Source organism: Bizionia myxarmorum (assembly GCF_008086205.1).
Lineage (GTDB): Bacteria > Bacteroidota > Bacteroidia > Flavobacteriales > Flavobacteriaceae > Algorimicrobium > Algorimicrobium myxarmorum.
In genome coordinates, this window is the sequence record NZ_VSKK01000001.1 from 169,322 (window position 1) to 192,734 (window position 23,413).

Sequence of the window (23,413 nt, forward strand, 5' to 3'; positions counted from 1 at the left end):
TTAAATATACTGCAAATATGCCAATTCCCATTGTAAATTCTATTGCTTCTTGGTTTTTAAAAAAGCGTTTTCACCAAATTGATTTGTTTTTAAAATATCCTAATGAAGTTCAAGAAGAGCTATTAATGCAGTTATTATATAAGGCGAAGGATACCGAATTTGGAAAAAATTACAGTTTCGATTCCATAAAAAATTACCGAACTTTTGCAGACCGTGTTCCTATTTCTTCATATGAAGATTATCAGGACATGATTGAACGCTCACGGTTAGGTGAAAGCAATATTTTCTGGCCACAACCTATTAAATGGTTTGCCAAATCTAGCGGAACAACCAATGCTAAAAGTAAGTTTATTCCGGTAAGTCAAGATTCGTTAGAACATTGCCATTATGCCGCCAGTAAAGATTTACTCTGTTTGTATTTAAACAATAATGAAAACTCCCAATTGTTTACCGGCAAGAGTTTACGATTAGGCGGTAGTAAGGAATTATATAAAGAGAATGGTACTGTTTTTGGCGATTTATCGGCCATTTTAATAGACAATATGCCGTTTTGGGCAGAATATAGCAGTACACCTAGCAACAAAGTTTCCTTGATGAATAATTGGGAAGAAAAAATGCAGGCCATCGTAGATGAAACCATTCAAGAAAACGTGACCAGTTTAGCCGGTGTGCCGTCTTGGATGTTAGTACTATTGAATAATGTACTAGAAACTACAGGAAAGGATAACCTGCACGATATTTGGCCCAATCTGGAAGTCTATTTTCATGGCGGCGTTAGTTTTTTACCATACGCTGCACAATACAAGAATATTTTACCGAAAAAGGATTTTAGATATTATGAAATTTATAATGCTTCTGAGGGCTTTTTTGCTATTCAAGATCGAAATAAATCCAGTGAGCTTTTATTGATGTTGGATTACGGTATTTTTTATGAATTTATTCCCATGGACACCTATGGAACTAAAGATGAAAAAATTATTCCTTTAAGCCAGGTGCAAATGCACAAAAATTATGCAGTAATCATTACTACCAACGCGGGATTATGGCGCTATAAAATTGGTGACACCATTCGGTTTACGTCTATTAATCCGTATCGCATAAAAGTGTCTGGCCGAACAAAACACCATATTAATGCTTTTGGTGAAGAATTAATTATTGAAAACGCCGAAGATGCTTTGCGCAAAGTTTGTAAAAAAACCAAATCTGAAATTATAGATTATACAGCAGCACCTATTTTTATGGAAGGCCGTGAAAAAGGAGCGCATGAATGGATTATAGAATTTAAAACACCGCCCGAGGATATTCATTATTTTAATGAGTTATTGGATAATGCTTTAAAATCTTTAAACTCTGATTACGAAGCTAAACGATATAATAATATGACTTTAAATAAACCAACCATCCATGTTGCCCGTGAACGCCTTTTTTACGACTGGCTTAAGGCGAATGATAAATTAGGAGGTCAACATAAAGTGCCAAGATTATCCAACTCGAGAATCTACCTAGAAGGGCTTTTGAAGTTAAACAGCTAATGCGGTTTACCGTAAAAAATTACAAAATTAATTCTGATAACGAATTTACAAGTAAGTTTATCTAAAAACAGAGTCTGTCTTTATTTTCTTACAAGAAAAACAGTAAATTTAAACTGCTATTAAACACTAAATGATTTGCCCTTAATGTCAAATTATTAATTATAATCCAAAACAACCAAAATAAAAAACCACGCAAATTGCGTGGTTTTTTGTTTTATATAATCAGAAGTTTTTACGAAACAGCCTTTAATTTCTTCAAGGTTGTTTTGCTAATTTTATCTTCTGCATAGGTTTTTGTAACATTCAGTTCTGTTGCGTTAGTTCCAGGCATTTCAAACATAGCATCGGTTAGGATTTCTTCACATAGGGAACGTAATCCACGAGCACCCAATTTATATTCAATAGCTTTTCCAACAATAAAGTCTAAAGCACCATCGGTGATACTAAAATCAATATCATCCATACTAAATAGTTTTTTATACTGCTTAATAATAGCGTTTTTAGGCTCCGTTAAAATAGCACGAAGTGTTTTAGCATCCAACGGATCCATGTAAGTTAATACAGGTAAACGTCCAATAATTTCTGGAATTAATCCGAAGTCTTTTAAATCCTTTGGAATAATATACTGCAATAAATGATTATGATCAACACGTTCATCAGACATGGATGCAGCATAACCAACAGCTTGCATATTTAAACGCTTGGAAATTACTTTCTCAATACCATCAAAAGCACCACCAGCAATAAATAATATATTCTCTGTGTTTACTTCAATGAATTTTTGATCGGGATGTTTACGTCCGCCTTTTGGTGGCACATTAACAACCGTTCCTTCCAATAATTTTAATAAAGCCTGTTGTACACCTTCACCAGACACATCTCGAGTTATAGACGGGTTATCACTTTTACGCGCAATTTTATCAATTTCATCAATAAAAACGATGCCTTTTTCAGCTTTTTCTAAACTGTAATCGGCTGCTTGTAATAAACGTGTTAAAATACTTTCAACATCTTCCCCAACATAACCTGCTTCTGTTAAAACCGTAGCATCCACAATAGCTAATGGTACGTTTAACATTTTAGCAATGGTTTTTGCCATTAAGGTTTTACCCGTTCCGGTTTGGCCAACCATAATGATATTACTCTTTTGAATTTCAATATCATCATCTGTTGGCGCTTGCAATAAACGCTTGTAATGGTTATAAACCGCCACAGACATCACTTTTTTAGTGTTATCTTGACCTATAATATATTCGTCTAAAAATGCTTTTATCTTTTGTGGTTTGCGCAGTTTTAATTCCGCAGACAAGTCACTATTATCTGTTTGCTTAGATTCTTCAATTACAATACCGTGCGCTTGCTCAATACAACGATCGCAGATATGGGCATCCAATCCAGCAATTAATAAGCTAGTTTCTGGCTTTTTCCTACCACAAAATGAACATTCTAATACTTCCTTTGCCATAAATTAATAATTTTCAATTTTATAATTCCTTTCAAAAGCCCATAAAAAATTTGACTTATAAGAGGATCTATTCTTTGGTATTAGTTACGAACTAATACTTCATCAATCATACCGTATTCTTTAGCTTTGTCAGCCTTCATCCAGTAATCACGATCACTATCTTTATATACTTTGTCGTAATCTTGACCCGAATGCTTACTAATAATTTGGAAAAGCTCTTCTTTCAAGGTTAAAATTTCACGAGCTGTAATTTCAATATCACTAGCTTGACCTTGTGCACCACCTAAAGGTTGGTGAATCATAACACGTGAATGCGTTAAACCACTACGTTTTCCTTTGGCACCCGCACATAATAAAACCGCTCCCATAGAAGCTGCCATACCGGTACAAATTGTGGCTACATCTGGTTTAATAAACTGCATAGTATCATAAATACCTAAACCTGCATAAACACCACCACCTGGTGAATTAATATATATTTGAATGTCTTTAGCAGAGTCTGTACTTTCTAAAAACAACAATTGTGCTTGGATAATATTGGCTACTTGATCATTGATAGCTGTTCCTAAAAAGATGATGCGGTCCATCATTAATCGGGAGAATACATCAAAAATAGCGATATTCATTTGGCGCTCTTCAATAATGTTTGGCGTTAAGTTTGTTGGGTACATATGGCTGATAATTTTATCATAATATGTACTACTGATACCTTGATCTTTTATAGCGAATTTTTCGAATTCATTTGCGTAATTCATCGTAATTGTAAATTTTTTAGGTTAGAATCCTGACACTGGTCAAGAAGCGCGTATTTTTATTTTTTTGAAAAACTTTCACTCAAAAAAATAGGCATTGAAACTTGTTATCTCAACGCCTAAATATAAGGATTTATTCTTTAAAAGTTGATACCACTCCTAGAAGCTTAATAGAGATCAAATAATTGAGATTAGTCGCTTATTTATCACCATATACTTCTTTTACGAAGTCTTCATAAGTAATATCTTTCGTTTTAATATTTGCCTTTTCTTTATAAAGCGTTAATAACTTGCCACTGATGATTTGTTCAGAAATACGACGTGCTTCATCTTGATTAGACAATACACGTGCCGCAATATCTTCCAATTCTTTATCAGTAGGATTCATTTGGCCAAATTGAGCCATTTGAGCTTTAATCATTTGCTTGGCATGATCTTTAATATCATCCATGCTTACTTTAATCTTGTTTTCAGAAATTAATTTTCCTTCAATTAATTGGTAACGTAAGCTCTTTTCGGACTTCGCATATTCTTCATGCGCTTGTGCTTCTGTTAATTCTTTTTCACCAGCTGTTTGCATCCATTTCTGAAGGAATGTTGCCGGTAAATCAAATTTCGTATTTTCAACTAAATGTTCTGTTACATCATTTAGTAATTTCTGTTCTGATTGTTGTTTGAATTGCTTTTCAGCATCTTCTTTAATTTTTCCTTTAACGTCTTCTAGAGATTTTGCAACACCTTCACCAAATAATTTATCAAATAATTCTTGATTTAATTCAGCCAACTCACGTTCATTAATTTCAGTAATAGTAAATGTTACTTCAATATCTAAATCATGAATATCATCATGAGTCACTTTTAATGCAAGCATTAAATCATGATCATCAATATACAACCCTTTTGTTTTTAATGTAATAACATCACCAACTTTAGCGCCAATAAATTTCTTGGCTGTTGCTTTTCCTTCAAACTTATCTAGTGTTAGAGTTACCGTGTTTTCTATTTCACGTTCTTCATTTTTATAAACACCGGTAATTTCAGAATCTTTAGAAACCACATCTGCAGAAATTAATTTCCCATATTGTTTCTGTACATTATCAATTTGGTCATTAATCATTTTATCACCAGCGGTAATATTATAATCGATGATGGCTTTTTTAGGCGACAAATTAACTTCGAATTCTGGTGCTAAACCTATTTCAAATTCGAATGATAAAAGATCTGCATCCCAATCTAAATTATCTTGAGTTTTTGGCAACGGATTACCTAAAACATCTAATTTTTCTTCAGTTAAATATTTGTTTAAAGCAGCTTGAAGCAACTTGTTAACCTCATCCACCAAAATGGCTTTACCATATTGTTTTTTAACCATTCCCATAGGTACATGACCTTTTCTAAAACCAGGAATGTTAGCGGTTTTTCTATAATCAGTTAATATTTTTTCAACTTTGTCGCTATAATCTTCTTTAGCGATGTCTACTTTTACTACAGCATTTAATGCATCAATATTTTCTCTTGTAATATTCATTGTATCTTGACATAAAAATTGGAGTGCAAAAATAATACTTTTTTACAAGCCAACAAAGTATTTTAACGTATTGTGATTCACCTGTTTATTTGTACTGATTTTCAGTAGGGCTAACGGATTGTCATTATTATGAAATGTTAAAGCTTTCAGCCTTTTTATGCTTTTTCTTCACCTAAAATGGAATAGAAAACAGACTGCAATATGGTTAAAAGGATGCTGAATAATAATGCAGTCCAGAAGCTAGAAACCGCAAATCCGCTAATTAAATTATCAACCAATAAGATGATGCAGGCATTAATAACAAATAGGAAAAGCCCTAAAGTTACAATGGTTGCCGGAAGCGTAAAAAAGATTAAAATGGGTCTTACAAATATGTTCAGTAAACCTAAAACAACCGCAACAATTATGGCTGTCAAATAACTTTCCACTTCAATTCCTGGCAATAATTTAGCCAATAATACAACAGCTACCGCCGTTAATAATAATTTAAAAATAAGTTTCATAATGATAAATTTTAAGGATTGTAGACTAACTTTTATGCAATAAATGCCATAACAGCATTATAAAATTCCTCTGGGTTTTCCGCATGCAACCAATGCCCGGCATTGGAAATGGTAACAATTTTCGCTTTTGGAAAATGAGCATGAATTATTTGCTCATCCTGGTTACTAATATACTCGGATTTATCGCCGCGCAAAAATAAGGTATCGCCTTCAAATTTTGCCGAAATTGGAAGTGGCTCCCCTACTTCTTCAACCTGATCTGCTAGAACCTCTAAATTCATGCGCAGGGCTAATAGGCCTTTCTCTTTCCAATATAAATTCTTCAACAAAAACTGGCGCGTTCCAAAATCTGAAACATACTTGGACAAATTTTCATCCGCTTCTCCCCGACTTTTTAGACTTGAAAAATCCAACTGACTCAAGCCGTCTAGAATGGCATCGTGATGAATAGGATAAAATCTTGGTGAAATATCAGCAATTAGCAATTTAGAAACTAATTCTGGAAATTGGGTAGCGAACAGCATGGCGGTTTTTCCGCCCATAGAATGCCCTAAAAGTACTATGTCTGATAAATTATACTTGTCGCAATAGTTTTTTAAATCGGCTGAAAGAATTTCGTAATTAAAAGCAGCATCATGAAAACTCCGTCCGTGATTACGCTGATCTACTAAATGGACTTGATATCCTTTTTCGGCAAATTCACTTCCCAAGGTTTTCCAATTATCACCAGATCCCAAAAAACCATGAAGAATAATAAATGGTTTCCCTTCACCAATTATATTAGAATATAAACTTTTTATTTTTTCCACCACTTCACCACTATTTTAAAATTTCTACTTTTAATATTTTACCTAAAGCTTACTTAAGTTTTTGCAAATACATTTGGATCACATTTTCCACACCTAAATACAGACTTTCTGAAATAAGGGCGTGCCCAATAGAAACTTCTAATAAGTTAGGCATATTTTCTTTAAAAAACTGGATATTATCCAATGATAAGTCATGACCAGCATTAATACCTAAATCTAAACTTTTAGCTAAACCAGCACATTCTGTATAAGGCAAAATTGCTTTTTTATTTCCTAGACCAAATTCATGCGCAAAAGCCTCTGTATATAGTTCAATTCTATCCGTTCCTGTAGCTTTAGCGCCTTCAATTTGCTTTAAATCTGGATCCACAAAAATGGAGGTTCGGATACCATTGTTTTTAAATTCCTGAATAACATCTACTAAAAAATCTTTATGTTTAATGGTATCCCAGCCCGCATTACTAGTAATAGCATCTACAGAATCGGGAACTAATGTCACTTGTGTTGGTTTAATTTCCAGAACCATCTTCATGAATTTTTCAATGGGATTGCCTTCAATATTATATTCCGTGTAAACTTCTGGCTGCAGATCATAAGCATCTTGATAGCGAATATGGCGCTCGTCTGGCCTTGGATGAATGGTAACACCTTCGGCACCAAAACGCTGAACATCTTTTGCAAATTGAACAACATTTGGCAAATCGCCACCGCGGGAATTTCGTAAGGTTGCAATCTTATTTATATTTACACTTAACTTTGTCATTTTCTAAAAATTTGAATTACAAAAATACAAACTCAACACCCCTTATTATAGTATTTTTTAATTAATTTGCAATTAACAAAAAACACGCTATGAATTTAAATGAATTTGTTATTAACGATATAAAACCTTTGTTAAACACTGATAAAATAGGTGATTTGCAAATGTTGTTTAATCAGTTAACCTATTCCCATGTCCCTATAAAAGACACTGAAGGTGTTTATGTGGGTTGCATGTCTGAAAACGATGTATACTGTTTTGAAAAACAAGAAATTATCGGCGACCAAACGCATGCGCTGGAAGGCTTTTTTGTTAGAGACAACACCAATTGGCTGGATGTTTTAGAGGCTTTTGCCCAAAATAGCGCCAACATTATGCCCATTTTAAATAGCAGTAATGACTATATAGGGTATTATGAATTGAATGATGTAATTGGTTTTTTTAACGAAACACCCTTTTTTGCTGAAGCTGGAGGTATTTTAGTAATTGAAAAAGGTTTAGTGGATTACTCTTTTAGTGAAATTAGCCAAATTGTAGAATCTAATAACGGTAAGATATTAGGTGCTTTTATTTCTAAATCAGAAATGGATCTAATCCAAATTACGTTAAAAATTGGAAATACAGGCTTAAATGATATTATGCAAACATTTAGACGTTACAGTTACAATATCATTTCCGGTCATGAAGAAGACACATATATTCAAAGTTTAAAAGACCGATCTGAATATCTAGATAAGTACTTAAATATATAATAGATGAAAATAGCCATTTTTGGTCAAGCCTTTAATTCTAATACGGAAGAAGCACTCATTGTTATTTTACATTATTTAAATAATAAAAAAGATGTTTCCGTATTTTTAATAGCTGAATTTAATGAGAAAATTCAAGAAGAGAAACCTTCTGAATTTAATTTCACACAAATAGCAGAGACATTAGATTCCACTTTCGATTTATTAATTAGCATTGGTGGCGACGGCACCATTTTACGCGCCATAACCTATGTTCACGACTTGGATGTTCCCGTAATTGGCGTGAATACAGGCAGACTAGGGTTTTTAGCAACCATTCAAAATGAATTAATTATTCCGGCCATGGATGCTATTTTTAGTAAAGCATATAAAATATCGGAACGGCATTTATTAACTATTGAAACCCAACCAAAAGTAGATGCTTTTGAAGTATACAACTTTGCGTTAAACGAAATTGCCATAAGCCGAAAAAACACCACCTCTATGATTACGGTGGAAACGCGCTTAAATAATGAATACCTAACATCTTATTGGAGTGACGGTCTTATCGTGTCCACACCAACAGGTTCCACAGGATATTCCTTAAGCTGCGGTGGCCCCGTAATTACACCCGACACTAATAGCTTTGTAATAACACCTATTGCACCGCATAATTTAAGTGCTCGACCTTTAGTTATTACAGATTCTACAACTATCGAATTGAAAGTTAACGGACGTGAAGACAATTTCCTGGTCTCTCTAGACTCTAGAATTACTACATTATCCAACGATACCGTTATAACCATTAAAAAAGCGCCTTTCACTATAAAAATGATTGAACTGTTAGAGGAAAGCTTTTTGGATACCTTGAGAAAAAAACTACTTTGGGGCGAAGACAAACGCAATTAGGCAATAAATTTATCTAAAATCAGTTTAATTCAAATACATTTTGAATCAAATTGTTATAGGCTAATCTTAGTTTATTATATTTGCAAACTTTTGAACATTTATGAGGTATTTAACCACCGTACTAGTACTAATTTTAAGCAGTCACTTCTGTCAGTCGCAAACCCACGAGTTGGGCGTGTTTTTAGGTGGCAGTAATTTTATTGGTGACGTAGGTAGTTCAAAGTATGTTGCTCCTAATCAGCCCGCATTTGGCGGTATTTACAAATGGAATCGAAGTCCGCGTCATGCCTTCAGGTTTTCCTTATTATATACCCATTTAGAAGGAAATGATTCGGAATCAGATGACCCAAGACGCCAAGAGCGCGATTATAGTTTTGAAAATCAATTAATTGAAGCTTCAGCCGGATTAGAATTTACATTTTTCGACTGGGATTTACATGATGGCCGAATAAAAGCAACACCGTATTTATATTCGGGAATTTCAGTTGGCTATCATGACAATTTTCATATTTTGAGTAACGGACAAATACGCGATGAAAAAACGTCTAGTTACGCGTATGGAATACCGATGGTTTTAGGGTTTAAAACCAATGTTTTAGGCAATTTTATTATTGCCGCAGAAATAGGCGCACGTTATACCTTTTCAGATGAATTGGATGGCAGTGTTCCAGATTACGACAATAGTGCGCCATCAGGTTTTGGCAATACAAATAATAAAGATTGGTATATGTTTACAGGCATTACCTTAACTTACACATTCGGCAAGAAACCATGTTTCTGCGTATTTTAAAACAACGTGAACTTAATAGATACCATAAATACCGATTATTTACCCAAGCATATTGCCATTATTATGGATGGTAACGGGCGTTGGGCGAAACAAAAAGGGCTTTTACGCAGTATTGGTCATGAAAACGGCACAAAATCTGTCCGTGAAACCGTAGAATCTTCTGCCCAATTAGGTGTTGAAAACTTAACGCTTTACGCCTTTTCTACTGAAAATTGGAATCGTCCAAAACTAGAAGTACAAACGCTTATGAAGCTTTTGGTTTCCTCTTTAAAGAAGGAAATTAAAACACTTCAAGAAAACGATATTCGTTTACAAGCTATAGGTTGTTTAGAGTCGCTTCCTAAAAAAGCACACAAAGAATTACTAGAAGTTATAGAAAAAACAAAAGACAATAAACGCATGTGTTTAACGCTAGCCTTGAGTTACGGATCTCGAGAGGAGTTGATAAATACCATTAAACAAATAAGTCTTAAAGTTAAAAATAATATAATTTCTATCGAAAATATTGATGAATCGGTTATAAATGAGCATCTTTACACGCAAAATTTACCAGACGTAGATTTGCTTATTAGAACAAGTGGTGAGCAGCGTATTAGCAATTTTCTATTATGGCAAATAGCTTATGCCGAGTTTTATTTTACCAAAGTACTTTGGCCTGATTTCACCAAGGAACATTTGTATGAAGCAATTATTGAATATCAAAAAAGAGAACGACGATTTGGGAAAACAAGTGAACAACTCCATTAATATTACATCATTGAAAAATTATACAAGCCTAATATTTACTTTTTTATTTTTAGTAAGCAGTTTAACACTACAAGCACAAGAGTTACAATCAGCACCAGTAGGCGAGAAATACATCCTTGGTGATATTTCCGTTTCTGGAGACTCACATTTCAGTGCACAAACCATTGTTACTTATTCCGGATTACGAAAAGGAGAAGAAATTGTCATTCCTGGTGATAAAATTAGTGAAGCCATTAGAAAGCTTTGGAAATCCAATTTATTTAGAGACATTAATATATACCTTTTAAAAACAGAAGGTAATGTTGCGTATTTGGAGATTCGTCTTTTTGACTTACCTGAATTAAACGAGCTGAAAATTAATGGTATCAAAAAGTCTAAACAAAAAGATATAATTTCAGAAAACAACCTTCAAAATGGTGTTAAGGTTACGGAGAATTTAGTAACTACTACTAAAAACTACTTGACCAATAAATATCAAAAAGAAGGCTTTTTAAATACGAAAGTTTACATCAATTCTATTGAAGTGAAAGACTCTACAGGACGTCCTTCAGTAAATGTGGTTTTGAATGTTGATAAGGGCAAAAAAGTAAAAGTTAGCGAAATTAATTTCGTTGGAAATTCAGCGATTCCTGATGCTAAATTAAGAAAAGCCATGAAAAACACGAAGCAGAAAAGCATTATTCGTGTATTCAAACGTTCTAAATATATTGAGGCAGACTATAAAGATGATTTAGTAAGCCTTATCAATAAATTTAAAGAAAATGGGTATAGAGATGCGCGTGTACTTTCAGATTCCATTACGCATATTGACGAAAAAAATATTGCCTTAACAATTAAAGTTGAAGAAGGTGAACAATACAAATTTGGTGATATAACCTTTATAGGAAACTCCATTTATACAGATCAGCAGTTACGAAGTATTTTACGTATTAATAAAGGTGACATCTATAATGGTGTACTTTTACAAGAACGTATTGCCGATGATACTAAACCAGATGCTTTTGATATTACTAATCAATACCAAAATAACGGGTATTTATTTTCAACTATTAACCCAGTAGAAGTAAATACAGAAGGTAATGTTATTGATATGGAAATTAGAATTTCTGAAGGGAAACCAGTTTATTTTAACAGTGTTACTGTAGTTGGAAATGATGTAACTAATGACCGCGTTATTTACCGTGAATTACATACAAGACCAGGCCAATTATATAGTAAGGCTAATGTAGTCCGTACTATCCGTGAATTAAGTCAATTAGGATATTTTGATGCTGAAAAAATTGCAACAGACTTTAACAATCCAAACCCTAATGAAGGCACTATCGATTTAGAATATGGCGTTGTAGAAACCGGATCTAGCCAAGTAGAACTACAAGGTGGTTATGGTGGTGGTGGTTTTATTGGTACACTTGGTTTATCATTTAATAACTTCTCATTAAAAAATATCTTTAATTTAGATTCTTATAAGCCAGTTCCTCGTGGTGATGGTCAAAAATTAGCCTTGCGTTTACAAGCTAGTCGTTTTTATCAAACCTATAGTTTCTCTTTTACGGAGCCATGGTTAGGTGGTAAAAAACCAGTGCAATTCTCAACATCCGTTTCGCACTCGGCTCAATTTTTATATGATCCAAGAACAGGAAATGCCGATCGTGACAAACGATTTAATATTTCTGGTGTATCTGTTGGTTTAGCTAAACGTTTAACGGTGCCAGATGATTATTTCACATTATCTCAAGCGGTAAGTTTCCAACATTATGATTTAAAAAACTACAACACAGGTTTATTTACCTTTGGTGATGGTTACTCAAATAACTTGGCCTATACTATTGGTTTAAGTAGAAACAACACTTATAATGATCCCGTTTTTCCAACTGGTGGATCTAGTTTTAGTGTTACTGCAAAACTATCCTTACCATATTCTGCATTTAATGGTGTAGACTATGATCAGCTTTTAATGGAGCGTGCAGAATTTTTGGCAATCCAGAATGATGGAAATAATAGTGACATTATTAGACAACAAGCAGCTAGCGAAGTTGGTAATATTGATCAAGAACGATATAAGTGGTTAGAATTTTATAAAATTAAAATGAAAGGTGATTGGTATACCCAGTTATTCGGCAAGTTAATTGTAAAATCTAGTGCAGAGTTTGGATTTTTAGGAGCTTATAACCAAGCAAGAGGAGTTATTCCTTTTGAGCGTTTCTTCCTGGGAGGAGATGGTTTAGGAAGCTATAGTTTAGATGGTCGTGAATCCATTGCGCTTCGTGGTTACCCTAACCAATCTTTACAACCTGTAGATAGCAAAAACCTAACAAGTAATGATGGTGGTACTATTTATAACAAATTCTCTATGGAATTGCGTTATCCTATTAGTATGAGTCAAACAGCCAAAATTTTTGTTTTAGGTTTTGTTGAAGGTGGTGTATCTTATAATGATTTTAAAGATTACAATCCTTTCAACTTATACAGATCTAGTGGTGTTGGTGTGCGTATTTTTATGCCTGCTTTCGGTCTATTAGGTATTGATTTTGGTTACGGATTTGATTCGCTTCCAGGTCAAACTAAAGCAAATGGATGGGAACCACACTTTATTATTGGTCAACAATTTTAATTTTGGCACGATATTTTCTATATACCTTTTAATTATTTAAATCTCGAATTAAATTGATTTCAAATTAAAATTCCTAATTTTGAAAACATGAATTCAAAAAGAGATAGAATATTATTAAAGGTCTGTCGTTTTAGAATTTACAAGTCATAAATTATAAAATATGAAACAGATGAAATTAAAAGTTCTTTTTTTAGTGGCTACAGTATTCATGTTAAGCATTTCTAGTTTTGCGCAGCGTGGCGTAAGAATTGGTTATATAGACACAGAATACATACTTGAAAATGTTCCAGAATACCAACAAGCAACTTCACAATTGGAAACAAAAGTCCAAAAGTGGAAAAGCGAGATTGAACAGCAATTAGGTGGTATTTCGCAAAAGCGAAAAGATTTAAGTAATGAAAAAGCACTTTTAACCAAAGAGCTTATTTCCGAGCGGGAGGAAGATATTGCTTTTGAAGAAAAAGAAATCCTAGACTATCAGCAAAAACGCTTTGGTCCGAATGGTGATTTAATGATTCAGAAAAAGCAACTTATTCAGCCTATTCAGGATCAAATTTTTGCAGCAGTTCAAGATATTGCTGAAAAACAGAAGTATGATTTTGTTTTTGATAAGTCGGCAGATGTTGTGATGCTCTATTCAGCAAAACGTTATGATTTTAGTGAACAGGTAATAAGAAGTCTTACAAGAACTGCAAAACGTACACAAGCAACATCGCGATCAGAAAAGAGAGCTGCTGAAGACGAAGATGTCGTAATTGAAGTGAATGAAGAATTAGAAGCGAAAGAAAAGGCTGCTGATGATCGAAGAGACGTTATATTAAATGAACGTGAAGAACGCAAATTAGCCGCACAAAAACGTCGTGACAGTATTATTGAATCTCGAAATAAAATACGGGAGGATAAATTAAACAATAGGAATCAAGATAATGTAGATTTAGAAGAGGATGCTGATGATACTATTGAAGAATCAACGGTAGGAGAAACGCCGATTACAACAGAAGTTAACTCTAAAACCCCTGAAGAAGTGGCTGAAGAGCGCAGACAGGAAAAATTAGATGACCGTGCCCGTAGAAAATTAGAATTAGAAGAACGTAAACAACGGATTTTAGATGAAAGACAACGCGCTCGTGATGAACGTGAAAATCCGAAACCAGATACAAACGCAGACACGCCTGACACAGATGAAGGCGACAATTAATTAGTAATTTAAATTTATAACACACATTAATACTATTTTTAAAATGAAACAATTCAAAACCCTTTTATTTGCAGCGGCCTTATTTATTGGAGCAACAAGTTTTACACAAGCTCAATCAAAAGTTGCTCACATTAATACCCAAGATTTAATTAAAGCCATGCCGGAAATGGCAACAGCTCAATCTGAAATGGAAAAACTGGGTAAAACGTATGAAGCTGATATTAAAGCGATGGTAACAGAATACCAAAACAAAATGAAGCAATACGAAGCAGAAGCACCAACAAAAACGGATGAAGAAAACCAAAAGCGTTTGGTTGAAGTTCAAACAATGGAGCAAAACATCCAACAATACCGTGGTACTGCACAACAAAAAATGCAAGAGAAAGAAGTAGTCTTATTAAAGCCTATTACTGAAAAAGCTAAAACAGCGATCTTAAAAGTAGCGAGAGCTCAAGGTTTCACATATGTTTTAGATTCTACTCAAGGTGGTGGTGTAATCATGGCCGACGGTAAAAACTTATTAGACGATGTTAAAAAAGATTTAGGTATCTAATCTTTTTTAAAATATTCTTTAAAAAGCCACTTATATCAAGTGGCTTTTTTATTTTTGGTATATGAGTACAAAACCTATCGGCATATTTGATTCTGGAGTTGGCGGCACGTCCATTTGGAACGAGCTTCATCTGCGTTTACCGCATGAGAACACCATTTACTTGGCGGATAGTAAAAACTCGCCCTACGGTACTAAAACGCAGCAAGAGATCATTGAGTTAAGTATTAAAAATTCAGAATACCTTATTTCAAAAGATTGCAAACTGATTGTTGTGGCTTGTAACACGGCTACAACTAATGCCATTAAAGTTTTACGTGAGCGCTTTGACATTCCCTTTATAGGTATTGAACCTGCCATTAAACCTGCAGCTTTAAATACAAAAACCAAAGCCATTGGCATTTTAGCCACAAGAGGTACTTTGTCTAGTGAGCTATTTCACCAAACAACGGATTTGTACAATGATAAAATTCGGGTGATTGAACAAGAAGGCGAAGGTATCGTGCAACTTATTGAATCTGGGAAATTGGACTCAACTGAAATGACGGCCTTATTAAAATTGTATTTACAACCCATGATAGATGCCAATATTGATTATCTGGTTTTAGGTTGCACCCATTACCCCTATTTATTACCACAGTTTTTAGAGTTACTTCCGGCTCATGTTAAAATTATAGATTCAGGCCGAGCCGTAGCCAAGCAAACTGAACTCGTTTTAAAAGAGAACGATTTACTAAATAACTCTATGACTAAAGGTAAGTCGCAATTTCACACCAATGCAAGTACAGAGGTTATCACGCAATTGCTAGAAGAAAAATATAAAGACCAGATTTCATATTTAGATTTTTAAGAAGCTCTTCTAACCTGTTAAAAATTAAAGCTTTTATGATGTTAAAAAACAACATGTTATTTTTAATTCTACTTTTAATATCAACTGAGAGTTTCGGTCAAGAAGTTATTAAAACAAATCATAAAGCACCACCAATTACCATAACGGATTGGATTGCTAATGTTCCCAATGATAAAAATATTGATAATAAGTTTATAGTTTTGGAGTTTTGGGCAACTTGGTGTGCGCCATGTTTAAAAAATGTTCCACATCTTAACGATTTACAAAATATATTTAGAGATAATAAAGAATTGTATTTCGTATCTATAACCAACGAAGAAACGGTTAAAGTTAAAAAATTATTAGAAAGGGTTCATTTCGAGTCTATTGTAGTTTCTGATATCAAAAGCCAAACTCAAATTGTTTATGGTGATGGCTAGAGAGGCATTACTAGACTTCCATTAACAATTCTAATTGGTAAAGATGGTTATATAAAATGGATAGGAACAGCTAGTCAGCTTAATGAAATTGTATTAGAAGACTTTTTGAATGATAGACTATTTACTGAACAGAAAACTATTTATAAGGATGATAAACAAATATTTAATTCACTTTACAAAAACAAATCTAAAAGTTAATTAAGTATGCTAACGTATTTAGCTAAAAATGATAGTATTGATTATTATTTAGATATTCAAGAATCATCAAAATATAATTATCAAATTAAGAGCGCACCACGAATATCTAAATTATCACTTTTAAGCGCTGTTAATTTGAAAGATATTATGTTAAGTCTTGGCTATAAATACAACCAAATAAACATCAACCCAAAAGACACTATAAAAACATACGATGTTCTATATAAAAACACGAATCTTAATCCAGAAGCTCTATCTAAATTAGAAAAAGATATTTTAAGCTATACTGGTTATAAAAGAATTTCCGATTATGGAATAATTCCTATTAAGAAAATAACAATAGAAAATAAAAGCTTACTTCCGAAAACGAAAGTAAAAACAACATCTGAATTATATTTAGACAAAAATAAAACTGTTTTTTACAGGTACACTTTCAAAGAATTAGTTGCTATGCTGAATAAAAAAACAAAGGAATATTATCAATATGATTATGTGAACACAAATTATTATGATTTTGAATTAGATTTGACTTCAGAAACTACAATCGCTAAAAGTTTATCCCAATATGGCATAAAAATTAAAAATAGTACGGCTAAAACTAAAGTTTACACTTTTCAGAAATTATAAGGTCAATAAAAACCTAATCTTTAAACCAACTCGAATATTTCACATAGTTTTCTGCTATTCTATGTATTTCGCCCGAAATGAGTTCTTCGCTAATATCTTTTACTTTTTTAGCTGGAACACCAGCATAAACACTACCAGATTCTACATGCGTATTTTTTGTTAGCACAGCGCCTGCGGCTATTATACTATTACTTTCCACCACGCAATCGTCCATAACAATACTGCCCATTCCTATTAAAACGTTATCGTGAATCGTGCAACCATGCACAATAGCATTATGACCAATGGATACGTTATTACCGATTGTGGTTGGCGATTTTAAATAAGTAGCATGAATCACGGCACCATCCTGAAAATTTACCTTATTACCCATTTTTATAAAATGCACATCACCTCTAATAACGGCATTAAACCAAACACTACAGGTGGAACCCATAATTACGTCTCCAACAATAGTAGCGTTTTCTGCTATATAGCAATCTTCTGGTATTTGTGGTGCTTTTCCGTTTATTGATTTTATTATGGGCATGATTTTATTGCTTTTTGAAGTTGTACTAACTAATTCGTTTTATGTTTAGCTAATTTACGATTATTTTGAAAGACCTCACAGGTTTTTCAAAACCTGTGAGGTCTGGAACGTTATAGATTATAAAATTTCTCACTTCGTTTGAAATGCAATATGAACAGTTCTTTAATAAATGTTTCGACTTCATAGTTTGAGATTAGCTTCGCTGAATCTTCGATTTCCCGCTTTCCTGCCTGCTGGTAGGCAGGCGCACGGAATTTGTTACTTAAAAAAAGCCAACAAATCCGCTTTTCTAGAAGCCGAAACACTTACTTGTTTCCCGTTACTTAAAACCACGCTTCCACCCTTGCCTTTTACATATTTCACAATTTCATTGACATTTACTAAATAGGATTTATGGACTCTGGAAAAATGACTGTCTGCCAAAATATCTTCAAAGTATTTTAAAGTTTTGCTGACTAATTTCTTTTTCTCTGTGGTTAAATATATTTCAGTATAATTATCATCGGCTTTACAATATAAAATATCAGCGGTATTGATAACTTCAAAACCATCTTGCTGCGGAATGGTTATTTTGCCCGCCACCACATTTATTTTAGGCACTAAAACTTGATCTTGAAGCGCTGCTTCCTTCTGTTTTATTTCAGTAACATAATCTACCGCTTTAATAAGTTCATCAATAGATATGGGTTTCATGAGGTAATAAGATGCATGCGCATTCAAGGCTTCCATAGCATATTGATTATAGGCGGTAACGAATATCGTTTCAAAATTAATATCGCCTACTTTTTCCAGTAAATCGAAGGCATTTCCATAAGGCATTTCCACATCTAAAAACACCAAATCCAAGTCGTTATTCCGAATTAAAACCAAGGCTTCTTCAACGTTTTCAGCTTCTCCCAAAATGTCGATATTTGGGCAATATTTAGTCACGTAATTTTTTAAAATATCCCGACTTGTTTTTTCGTCTTCTACTATGATGGCTTTTAATTTCATACGCTTCATTCCTGCGCAGGCAGGAATCTATTTTTATAAATTAGTAATTTTTTTCTAGATTAATCCTTCTTCAAAGTAACAACAACACGCGTTCCAGAGTCTTCCAAATCTTGAAAATCCGAAATACTCACATCTACTTTATCCTGATACATATCATTTAAAATAGACACCCTTTTTTTAATATTACTCATGCCTTGCGAGTTATGCTTTTTTTGATTCTCCGTTTTTAAAACTTTGGATCGTTCACGCCCAATTCCATCATCGGTAATCGTAATAACTATTTCCGCTTCATTCTTTTTCGACATATTAATAGCCAAAAATCCTTTAGTCGTTTTATAGCGCAAGCCGTGCCAAACCGCATTTTCTATATAAGGTTGTAATAACATGGGCGGAATTTGAAAATCGGAAACCGTCACCTCTTCTGATACTGTAATCTCATAATCGAATTTATCCTGAAAACGAAAATGCTCTAACTTGGTATACAATTCTAGCAAGGCAATCTCTTTTTCCAATGGAATAAAATCAGCTTCACTATTTTCCAAAACGGATCGCATAAGTTGAGAAAAATCTGATAAATACCGATTAGCGGTTCGTTCATCATTGGACGCTATAAAACTATTCACGGAATTTAAGGCATTAAAAATAAAATGCGGATTCATCTGACTGCGCAAAGATTTTAAGGCGAGCAGATTATTGGCTAAACGCTGTTGTTTTATATATTTATACATAAAATAAGCCGTAACCAATAGCAATAATAATCCACCAATTAAGGAGTAAATAATGAGTAGTTGACGCTTATTGCGTTCGGCCGATAGCAAGTATTTACTTTCAGATAATTGCCTATCGGATTCCAAACTAGTTATTCGATTTTGCTTTTCAGCAATTTCCTTACTAAATCGAGCCGCTTGAATTATTTCTTGCTCCTTTTTTATATATAATGCTTCAACTAATTCAGTATATTCTTTATAAGTTTCAAGCGCTTTATTATATTCTCCAGAACTGCTGTAAACCTCGGATAATTTACGTTTGGCATCTTTGGCAACTACTAAATCGTTTTTGGCGCTAGCTTCATTTATACTTTTTTCAAGATAGGCTTTAGCGCTTCCATAATCTTTTTGTAGGTAGTAAGCATTTCCAATTTTATAGTTTTGTTTTTGAACCGTTAAAGCACTTTCCATGCCCATTGCCGAATCCTCTTCTATACTTTGAATATCTTGAATATCTTGAATAGCTTGTTTACGCAGTTCAATTTCATCTGAAAAATTTTGATTTTTATTTTTAAAATCGGCTACTTTAACTTTTTCTTCAACCGCTCGCGATTCTGTTTCTTGGGATGCCAATCTTAACGCATTATTGAAATAACCTTCAGCTTCATCTTCAGCACCAGTTTCACTGTAAACCTGGGCGATTTTAGAATTTAAATCGGTTATTTTAGAAGAAATTTTAAAGGTTTTTGCCTTATTTAAACCTGAATTATAAGCTTTCAATGCAAGTGGATAGTTTTGAATGCTATAATAGGTATCACCAAGTCCTTCTTGTAAAATAACCTGTTGCCAATTGCTTAATTCCTTCTGGGAAATACTTTTATAAACGGCCAGGCTTTCTTGATAATTCTTGTTGTACCAATAGGCTTTTGCTAATTTAATTTGAACCGAAATAGCTTTTATATTCTGCAAACTCATGTTGTAATTGCTTTCGGCTAAATCATATTGTTTCCAAAATACATAAACATCACCCAGCATTTCGTACACTTCTGCATTCTCAGTTTTAGAACTACTTTTTGAAAGTGCTTCTGTAATAAATTGAAGGCTTTTTTTAATATCCGTTTTTAAATAGTATTCCGAAGAATCTATGGCGGCATTAAATGATAATCCTTTATTTAATTGCGGTGAATTTGAAGATTTTGTTTCAGCACGCACTTCAATTTTTAGCCGTTCATTATCTTTAATGGTATAATAAATAGTTTCAAAATCTTTGTGTTTTACTACTAATTCATCCCCTTTTTTAACTTGAATACGAAACTCGCCAGCGTTATTGGTCGTTGTATACGCGCCACCATTTACCTCGATATTCACTTGAGGAATGGGTTGTTTTAATTCGGCATCATAAACAGAACCACGAACTGTAAAAATGGATGCTTGCCTATTGGATGGTGTTTCTTGTGAAAAAACTGTGCATGAGATTAAACCCAGAAACAGAAATAAGAAATAAGACGCTTTTAGCTTCATTGTAAATATTTGCTCGTATAAACTTACGCACTTTATGCGGTAAAATAAAATGCGCTTTTATGAATTTAGGTGAGATTCTATCGCTAAAGGCGCTGTTTACAAACTCATAAACCTTGTTCCCTAATTGAAAGAATCATTTCGCACATTATTAGTTTAATGAGAAATAAAAAAAATAGCACAAAAAAACTCGGAAGGTTATTCCGAGTTTTTATAAATTTTGCTATTTCTAGGTTAGTTAACCGCAGGACAATTACAGTGGTAACGCTCTTTTCTACAATTAAAGTTATACCCTAAAGTAATTTGGTGAAAACCACCATTATTAAATACTACAGAATTGGATTGGTATGAATAGGTGTAAGCCACCATAAATTCTTTAAAATTAACACCTACTAAAGGCGAAATGTATTGTAGTTTCTGGTTGCTAACACTTCCGTTATCTAAATATTCAGCGCCATCTAAACTACGACGGTAAGATAAACCACCCCAAAGTTTTCCAAATGTCATTTCTTTGTAAACTTTCGCATTAATATCTATAGACGATTCTTTGGTTGCATCTTTATATTGAAACATAATAGAAGGCTCATAACTCCACTCGCTACCAAATTGGCCTAAAACAATACCCGTAGAGAATAAATAACGTCTTAAATTACTAGTAACTTGAATATCGTTGTTTATACCTTCATTATTCAAAATGTTCTTTACCGTTGCATGGGCATAGAAATTATATAAGAAATATGAAAATCCGAAATCAATATTAAAATTGGTAGAACTTTGCTCTATACCTGAAATAATACGATCTGGCAATTGGTTTAAAAAAGAAGTTTCATCTAATTTATATTGAATAGCACCTGCGCTAATACCAAAAGATAACATGTTTAAATCTACTTCGTTTCTAGAAAACATTAACTGGTAAGCATAGGTTAAATACGCGCCGTTTTGAGAATGAAATCCGTTTTTATCCGTATAAAATATGGCACCAATACCTGAATTAGATTCACCTATTCTGCCGTTTGCACTTACTGTAAGTAGTTTTGGCGCATTTTCATGACCAAACCATTGCTGTCTACCCGTCATTCGGATTTTAGCACAGTTAGCAACTCCAGCCATAGATGGATGAATCAAATAGTAATTATCGGTTAGGTAATCCGTGTAAATTGGAAGTCCCTCTTGAGCTTTTACAAACTGTGTACAAAAGGCAATAACTGCTATTAAAAATAACCTTTTCATTATCATAGTGTTTTTTTCAAGGTAGATTGGTAAAATAATACATCATCTTAATCCTTATATAAACTCGGATTTTAAGATAAAATTATAAAACCGAATCCAAATATATAAAAATTACTTTTTATCACTCACCTTCAAAAGTTAAACCTTATCAATTTTCACGAATTTCAAAAGATAATGAACCTGTTTAGATGACCATTAAAACCCAAATATATGGATATCTATAGTTTTCTTTTAGTATTTTTGCAAAAAATATAATCATCATGACTCTATATACAGTTTCCACACAAGAAACATCCAACAAAAGTATTATTAAATTTGAACTTAATCAGTTTATAACCAACCATCAAAGCTACGAATTTAATAATATTGATGACGCCAAAAATTCACCCCTGGCACAGCAATTATTTTATTTACCTTTTGTTAAGAAAGTTTACATTTCTAGTAATTTTGTGGCTATTGAACGCTTTGATATTGTGGAATGGGCTGATGTTCAAGATGAAGTAGCTGAACAAATTAAAGACTATTTGAATTCGGGAGCCGTCGTTATTACAGATACAACATCTGTAAAAAAAGTACCGGCAACGGTTTATGCCGAAAGTACGCCAAACCCGGCCGTAATTAAGTTTGTTGCTAATAAGAAATTAGTTGATGCTACTTATGAATTTACAACTATTGACGAAGCTAAATCATCACCATTAGCAGCCGAGTTATTTCACCTTCCCTTTGTGAAAAGTGTTTTTATTGAAGATAATTATGTTTCTGTAACCAAATATGATATGGCCGAATGGGACGCGATAACCAATGACGTTCGGGAATTTATAAGAACTTTTATTGAAAGTGGGAAAGAAGTGGTTCATGCTAATTTACAGGTAGCGCAAAAGAAAACGGCAGAGACAATGGTTGCAAACCAAGGATCTCTTGATGAAACTTCAAAAGAGATTATTCATATTTTAGAAGAATATGTGAAACCAGCTGTTGCCAGCGACGGTGGAAATATTCAATTTGAATCTTACGATCCTGAAACTAAAACCGTAAAAGTTATTTTGCAAGGCGCTTGTAGTGGTTGTCCATCTTCAACTATTACTTTAAAGAATGGTATTGAAACCATGTTAAAAGAAATGCTTAAAGGTCGTGTGGAAACGGTTGAAGCTATTAACGGATAATTATTATATTTAAAAAATTTTCTGTAACTTGAGCTGAACAAATAAAAACAACATTATGGCCATTTTAAAAGTTATAGAAGTATTATCAAATTCAGAAACAAGCTGGGAAGATGCCACCAGAAAAGCAGTTAAAGAAGCATCCAAAACCGTTAAGAATATTCGTTCGGTTTATGTGAAAGAACAAAGCGCCATTGTTAATGGTGAAAATGTAACAGAATTTAGAGTTAATTTAAAAATAACTTTTGAAGTAAACTAACTTCAAAGTTCAATTGATACAATTGAAACGCTCTTTTTAGG

At 33.4% G+C, this 23,413-nt stretch carries 23 protein-coding genes; 13 read left to right on the top strand and 10 right to left on the bottom strand.

From position 1 onward, the window contains the following. Nucleotides 1–17 precede the first annotated feature (17 nt). A complete protein-coding gene (locus tag ES674_RS00845; RefSeq protein WP_148402097.1) occupies nucleotides 18–1,532 on the top strand; it encodes a GH3 auxin-responsive promoter family protein in 1,515 nt (504 codons plus the stop codon). Nucleotides 1,533–1,764: 232 nt separating this feature from the next. On the opposite strand, the gene clpX is transcribed toward ES674_RS00845, so the two are convergent. From clpX to ES674_RS00875, 6 genes are all read right to left on the bottom strand, one after another. After that, on the bottom strand, nucleotides 1,765–2,997 hold the full coding sequence (gene clpX, locus ES674_RS00850; RefSeq protein WP_148402098.1) for an ATP-dependent Clp protease ATP-binding subunit ClpX: 1,233 nt from the start codon (nucleotides 2,995–2,997) through the stop codon (nucleotides 1,765–1,767). 80 nt (nucleotides 2,998–3,077) lie between these two features. After that, nucleotides 3,078–3,752, bottom strand: coding sequence for an ATP-dependent Clp endopeptidase proteolytic subunit ClpP (gene clpP / locus ES674_RS00855; protein WP_148402099.1), 675 nt, complete (start codon nucleotides 3,750–3,752; stop codon nucleotides 3,078–3,080). A gap of 196 nt (nucleotides 3,753–3,948) precedes the next feature. Beyond that, nucleotides 3,949–5,277 carry a trigger factor gene (gene tig, locus ES674_RS00860; protein WP_148402100.1) on the bottom strand — a complete coding sequence of 443 codons (1,329 nt, stop codon included), beginning with the start codon at nucleotides 5,275–5,277 and terminating at the stop codon, nucleotides 3,949–3,951. 155 nt (nucleotides 5,278–5,432) lie between these two features. After that, nucleotides 5,433–5,780, bottom strand: coding sequence for a phage holin family protein (locus tag ES674_RS00865; protein ID WP_148402101.1), 348 nt, complete (start codon nucleotides 5,778–5,780; stop codon nucleotides 5,433–5,435). A gap of 32 nt (nucleotides 5,781–5,812) precedes the next feature. Next, nucleotides 5,813–6,580, bottom strand: a complete 768-nt coding sequence (locus tag ES674_RS00870) for an alpha/beta fold hydrolase (RefSeq protein WP_170233985.1) — start codon at nucleotides 6,578–6,580, stop codon at nucleotides 5,813–5,815. 58 nt (nucleotides 6,581–6,638) lie between these two features. Then, nucleotides 6,639–7,352, bottom strand: a complete 714-nt coding sequence (locus ES674_RS00875) for a pyridoxine 5'-phosphate synthase (protein WP_148402103.1) — start codon at nucleotides 7,350–7,352, stop codon at nucleotides 6,639–6,641. 89 nt (nucleotides 7,353–7,441) lie between these two features. On the opposite strand from ES674_RS00875, the gene ES674_RS00880 reads away from it, so the two are divergent. The 10 genes from ES674_RS00880 (at nucleotide 7,442) to ES674_RS00925 (ending at nucleotide 16,976) form a co-directional block, all read left to right on the top strand. Next, nucleotides 7,442–8,101: a CBS domain-containing protein gene (locus ES674_RS00880; protein WP_148402104.1), complete on the top strand. Its 660-nt coding sequence runs from the start codon at nucleotides 7,442–7,444 to the stop codon at nucleotides 8,099–8,101. Nucleotides 8,102–8,104: 3 nt separating this feature from the next. Next, the gene (locus ES674_RS00885; protein WP_148402105.1) at nucleotides 8,105–8,986 is read left to right on the top strand and encodes an NAD kinase; all 882 of its coding nucleotides are present in this window, start codon (nucleotides 8,105–8,107) and stop codon (nucleotides 8,984–8,986) included. A gap of 100 nt (nucleotides 8,987–9,086) precedes the next feature. After that, entirely contained in the window at nucleotides 9,087–9,776 is a 690-nt protein-coding gene (gene porG, locus ES674_RS00890) for a type IX secretion system protein PorG (protein WP_148402106.1), read from the top strand. A 63-nt stretch (nucleotides 9,777–9,839) separates the two neighbouring features. Then, on the top strand, nucleotides 9,840–10,523 hold the full coding sequence (locus tag ES674_RS00895) for an isoprenyl transferase (RefSeq protein WP_394348496.1): 684 nt from the start codon (nucleotides 9,840–9,842) through the stop codon (nucleotides 10,521–10,523). Then, nucleotides 10,456–13,134, top strand: coding sequence for a BamA/OMP85 family outer membrane protein (locus ES674_RS00900; RefSeq protein ID WP_148402108.1), 2,679 nt, complete (start codon nucleotides 10,456–10,458; stop codon nucleotides 13,132–13,134). The genes ES674_RS00895 and ES674_RS00900 overlap by 68 nt, the downstream gene beginning before the upstream one ends. A gap of 169 nt (nucleotides 13,135–13,303) precedes the next feature. Next, nucleotides 13,304–14,332 (top strand): OmpH family outer membrane protein, encoded by a 1,029-nt coding sequence (locus tag ES674_RS00905; RefSeq protein ID WP_170233986.1) that lies wholly within the window; start codon nucleotides 13,304–13,306, stop codon nucleotides 14,330–14,332. Nucleotides 14,333–14,375: 43 nt separating this feature from the next. Next, on the top strand, nucleotides 14,376–14,885 hold the full coding sequence (locus ES674_RS00910; protein ID WP_148402110.1) for an OmpH family outer membrane protein: 510 nt from the start codon (nucleotides 14,376–14,378) through the stop codon (nucleotides 14,883–14,885). Between the two features lie 61 nt (nucleotides 14,886–14,946). Beyond that, entirely contained in the window at nucleotides 14,947–15,732 is a 786-nt protein-coding gene (gene murI / locus ES674_RS00915) for a glutamate racemase (protein WP_148402111.1), read from the top strand. A 35-nt stretch (nucleotides 15,733–15,767) separates the two neighbouring features. Further along, nucleotides 15,768–16,151: a TlpA family protein disulfide reductase gene (locus tag ES674_RS00920; protein WP_148402112.1), complete on the top strand. Its 384-nt coding sequence runs from the start codon at nucleotides 15,768–15,770 to the stop codon at nucleotides 16,149–16,151. Between the two features lie 204 nt (nucleotides 16,152–16,355). Continuing rightward, nucleotides 16,356–16,976: a hypothetical protein gene (locus ES674_RS00925; RefSeq protein WP_148402113.1), complete on the top strand. Its 621-nt coding sequence runs from the start codon at nucleotides 16,356–16,358 to the stop codon at nucleotides 16,974–16,976. Between the two features lie 13 nt (nucleotides 16,977–16,989). Here ES674_RS00925 and ES674_RS00930 read toward each other — a convergent pair whose 3' ends face one another. The 4 genes from ES674_RS00930 to ES674_RS00945 form a co-directional block, all read right to left on the bottom strand. Beyond that, entirely contained in the window at nucleotides 16,990–17,505 is a 516-nt protein-coding gene (locus ES674_RS00930; protein ID WP_148402114.1) for a gamma carbonic anhydrase family protein, read from the bottom strand. Between the two features lie 258 nt (nucleotides 17,506–17,763). Next, nucleotides 17,764–18,498: a LytR/AlgR family response regulator transcription factor gene (locus ES674_RS00935; RefSeq protein ID WP_148402115.1), complete on the bottom strand. Its 735-nt coding sequence runs from the start codon at nucleotides 18,496–18,498 to the stop codon at nucleotides 17,764–17,766. Nucleotides 18,499–18,557: 59 nt separating this feature from the next. Next, on the bottom strand, nucleotides 18,558–20,726 hold the full coding sequence (locus tag ES674_RS00940; RefSeq protein WP_148402116.1) for a histidine kinase: 2,169 nt from the start codon (nucleotides 20,724–20,726) through the stop codon (nucleotides 18,558–18,560). Between the two features lie 231 nt (nucleotides 20,727–20,957). Further along, nucleotides 20,958–21,959: a PorP/SprF family type IX secretion system membrane protein gene (locus tag ES674_RS00945; RefSeq protein WP_148402117.1), complete on the bottom strand. Its 1,002-nt coding sequence runs from the start codon at nucleotides 21,957–21,959 to the stop codon at nucleotides 20,958–20,960. Between the two features lie 254 nt (nucleotides 21,960–22,213). Here ES674_RS00945 and ES674_RS00950 point away from each other — a divergent pair, with 254 nt between their 5' ends. Both ES674_RS00950 and ES674_RS00955 read left to right on the top strand, forming a co-directional pair. Beyond that, a complete protein-coding gene (locus tag ES674_RS00950) occupies nucleotides 22,214–23,116 on the top strand; it encodes a NifU family protein (protein WP_148402118.1) in 903 nt (300 codons plus the stop codon). 55 nt (nucleotides 23,117–23,171) lie between these two features. After that, the gene (locus tag ES674_RS00955) at nucleotides 23,172–23,372 is read left to right on the top strand and encodes a dodecin family protein (protein WP_148402119.1); all 201 of its coding nucleotides are present in this window, start codon (nucleotides 23,172–23,174) and stop codon (nucleotides 23,370–23,372) included. Nucleotides 23,373–23,413: the final 41 nt, after the last annotated feature.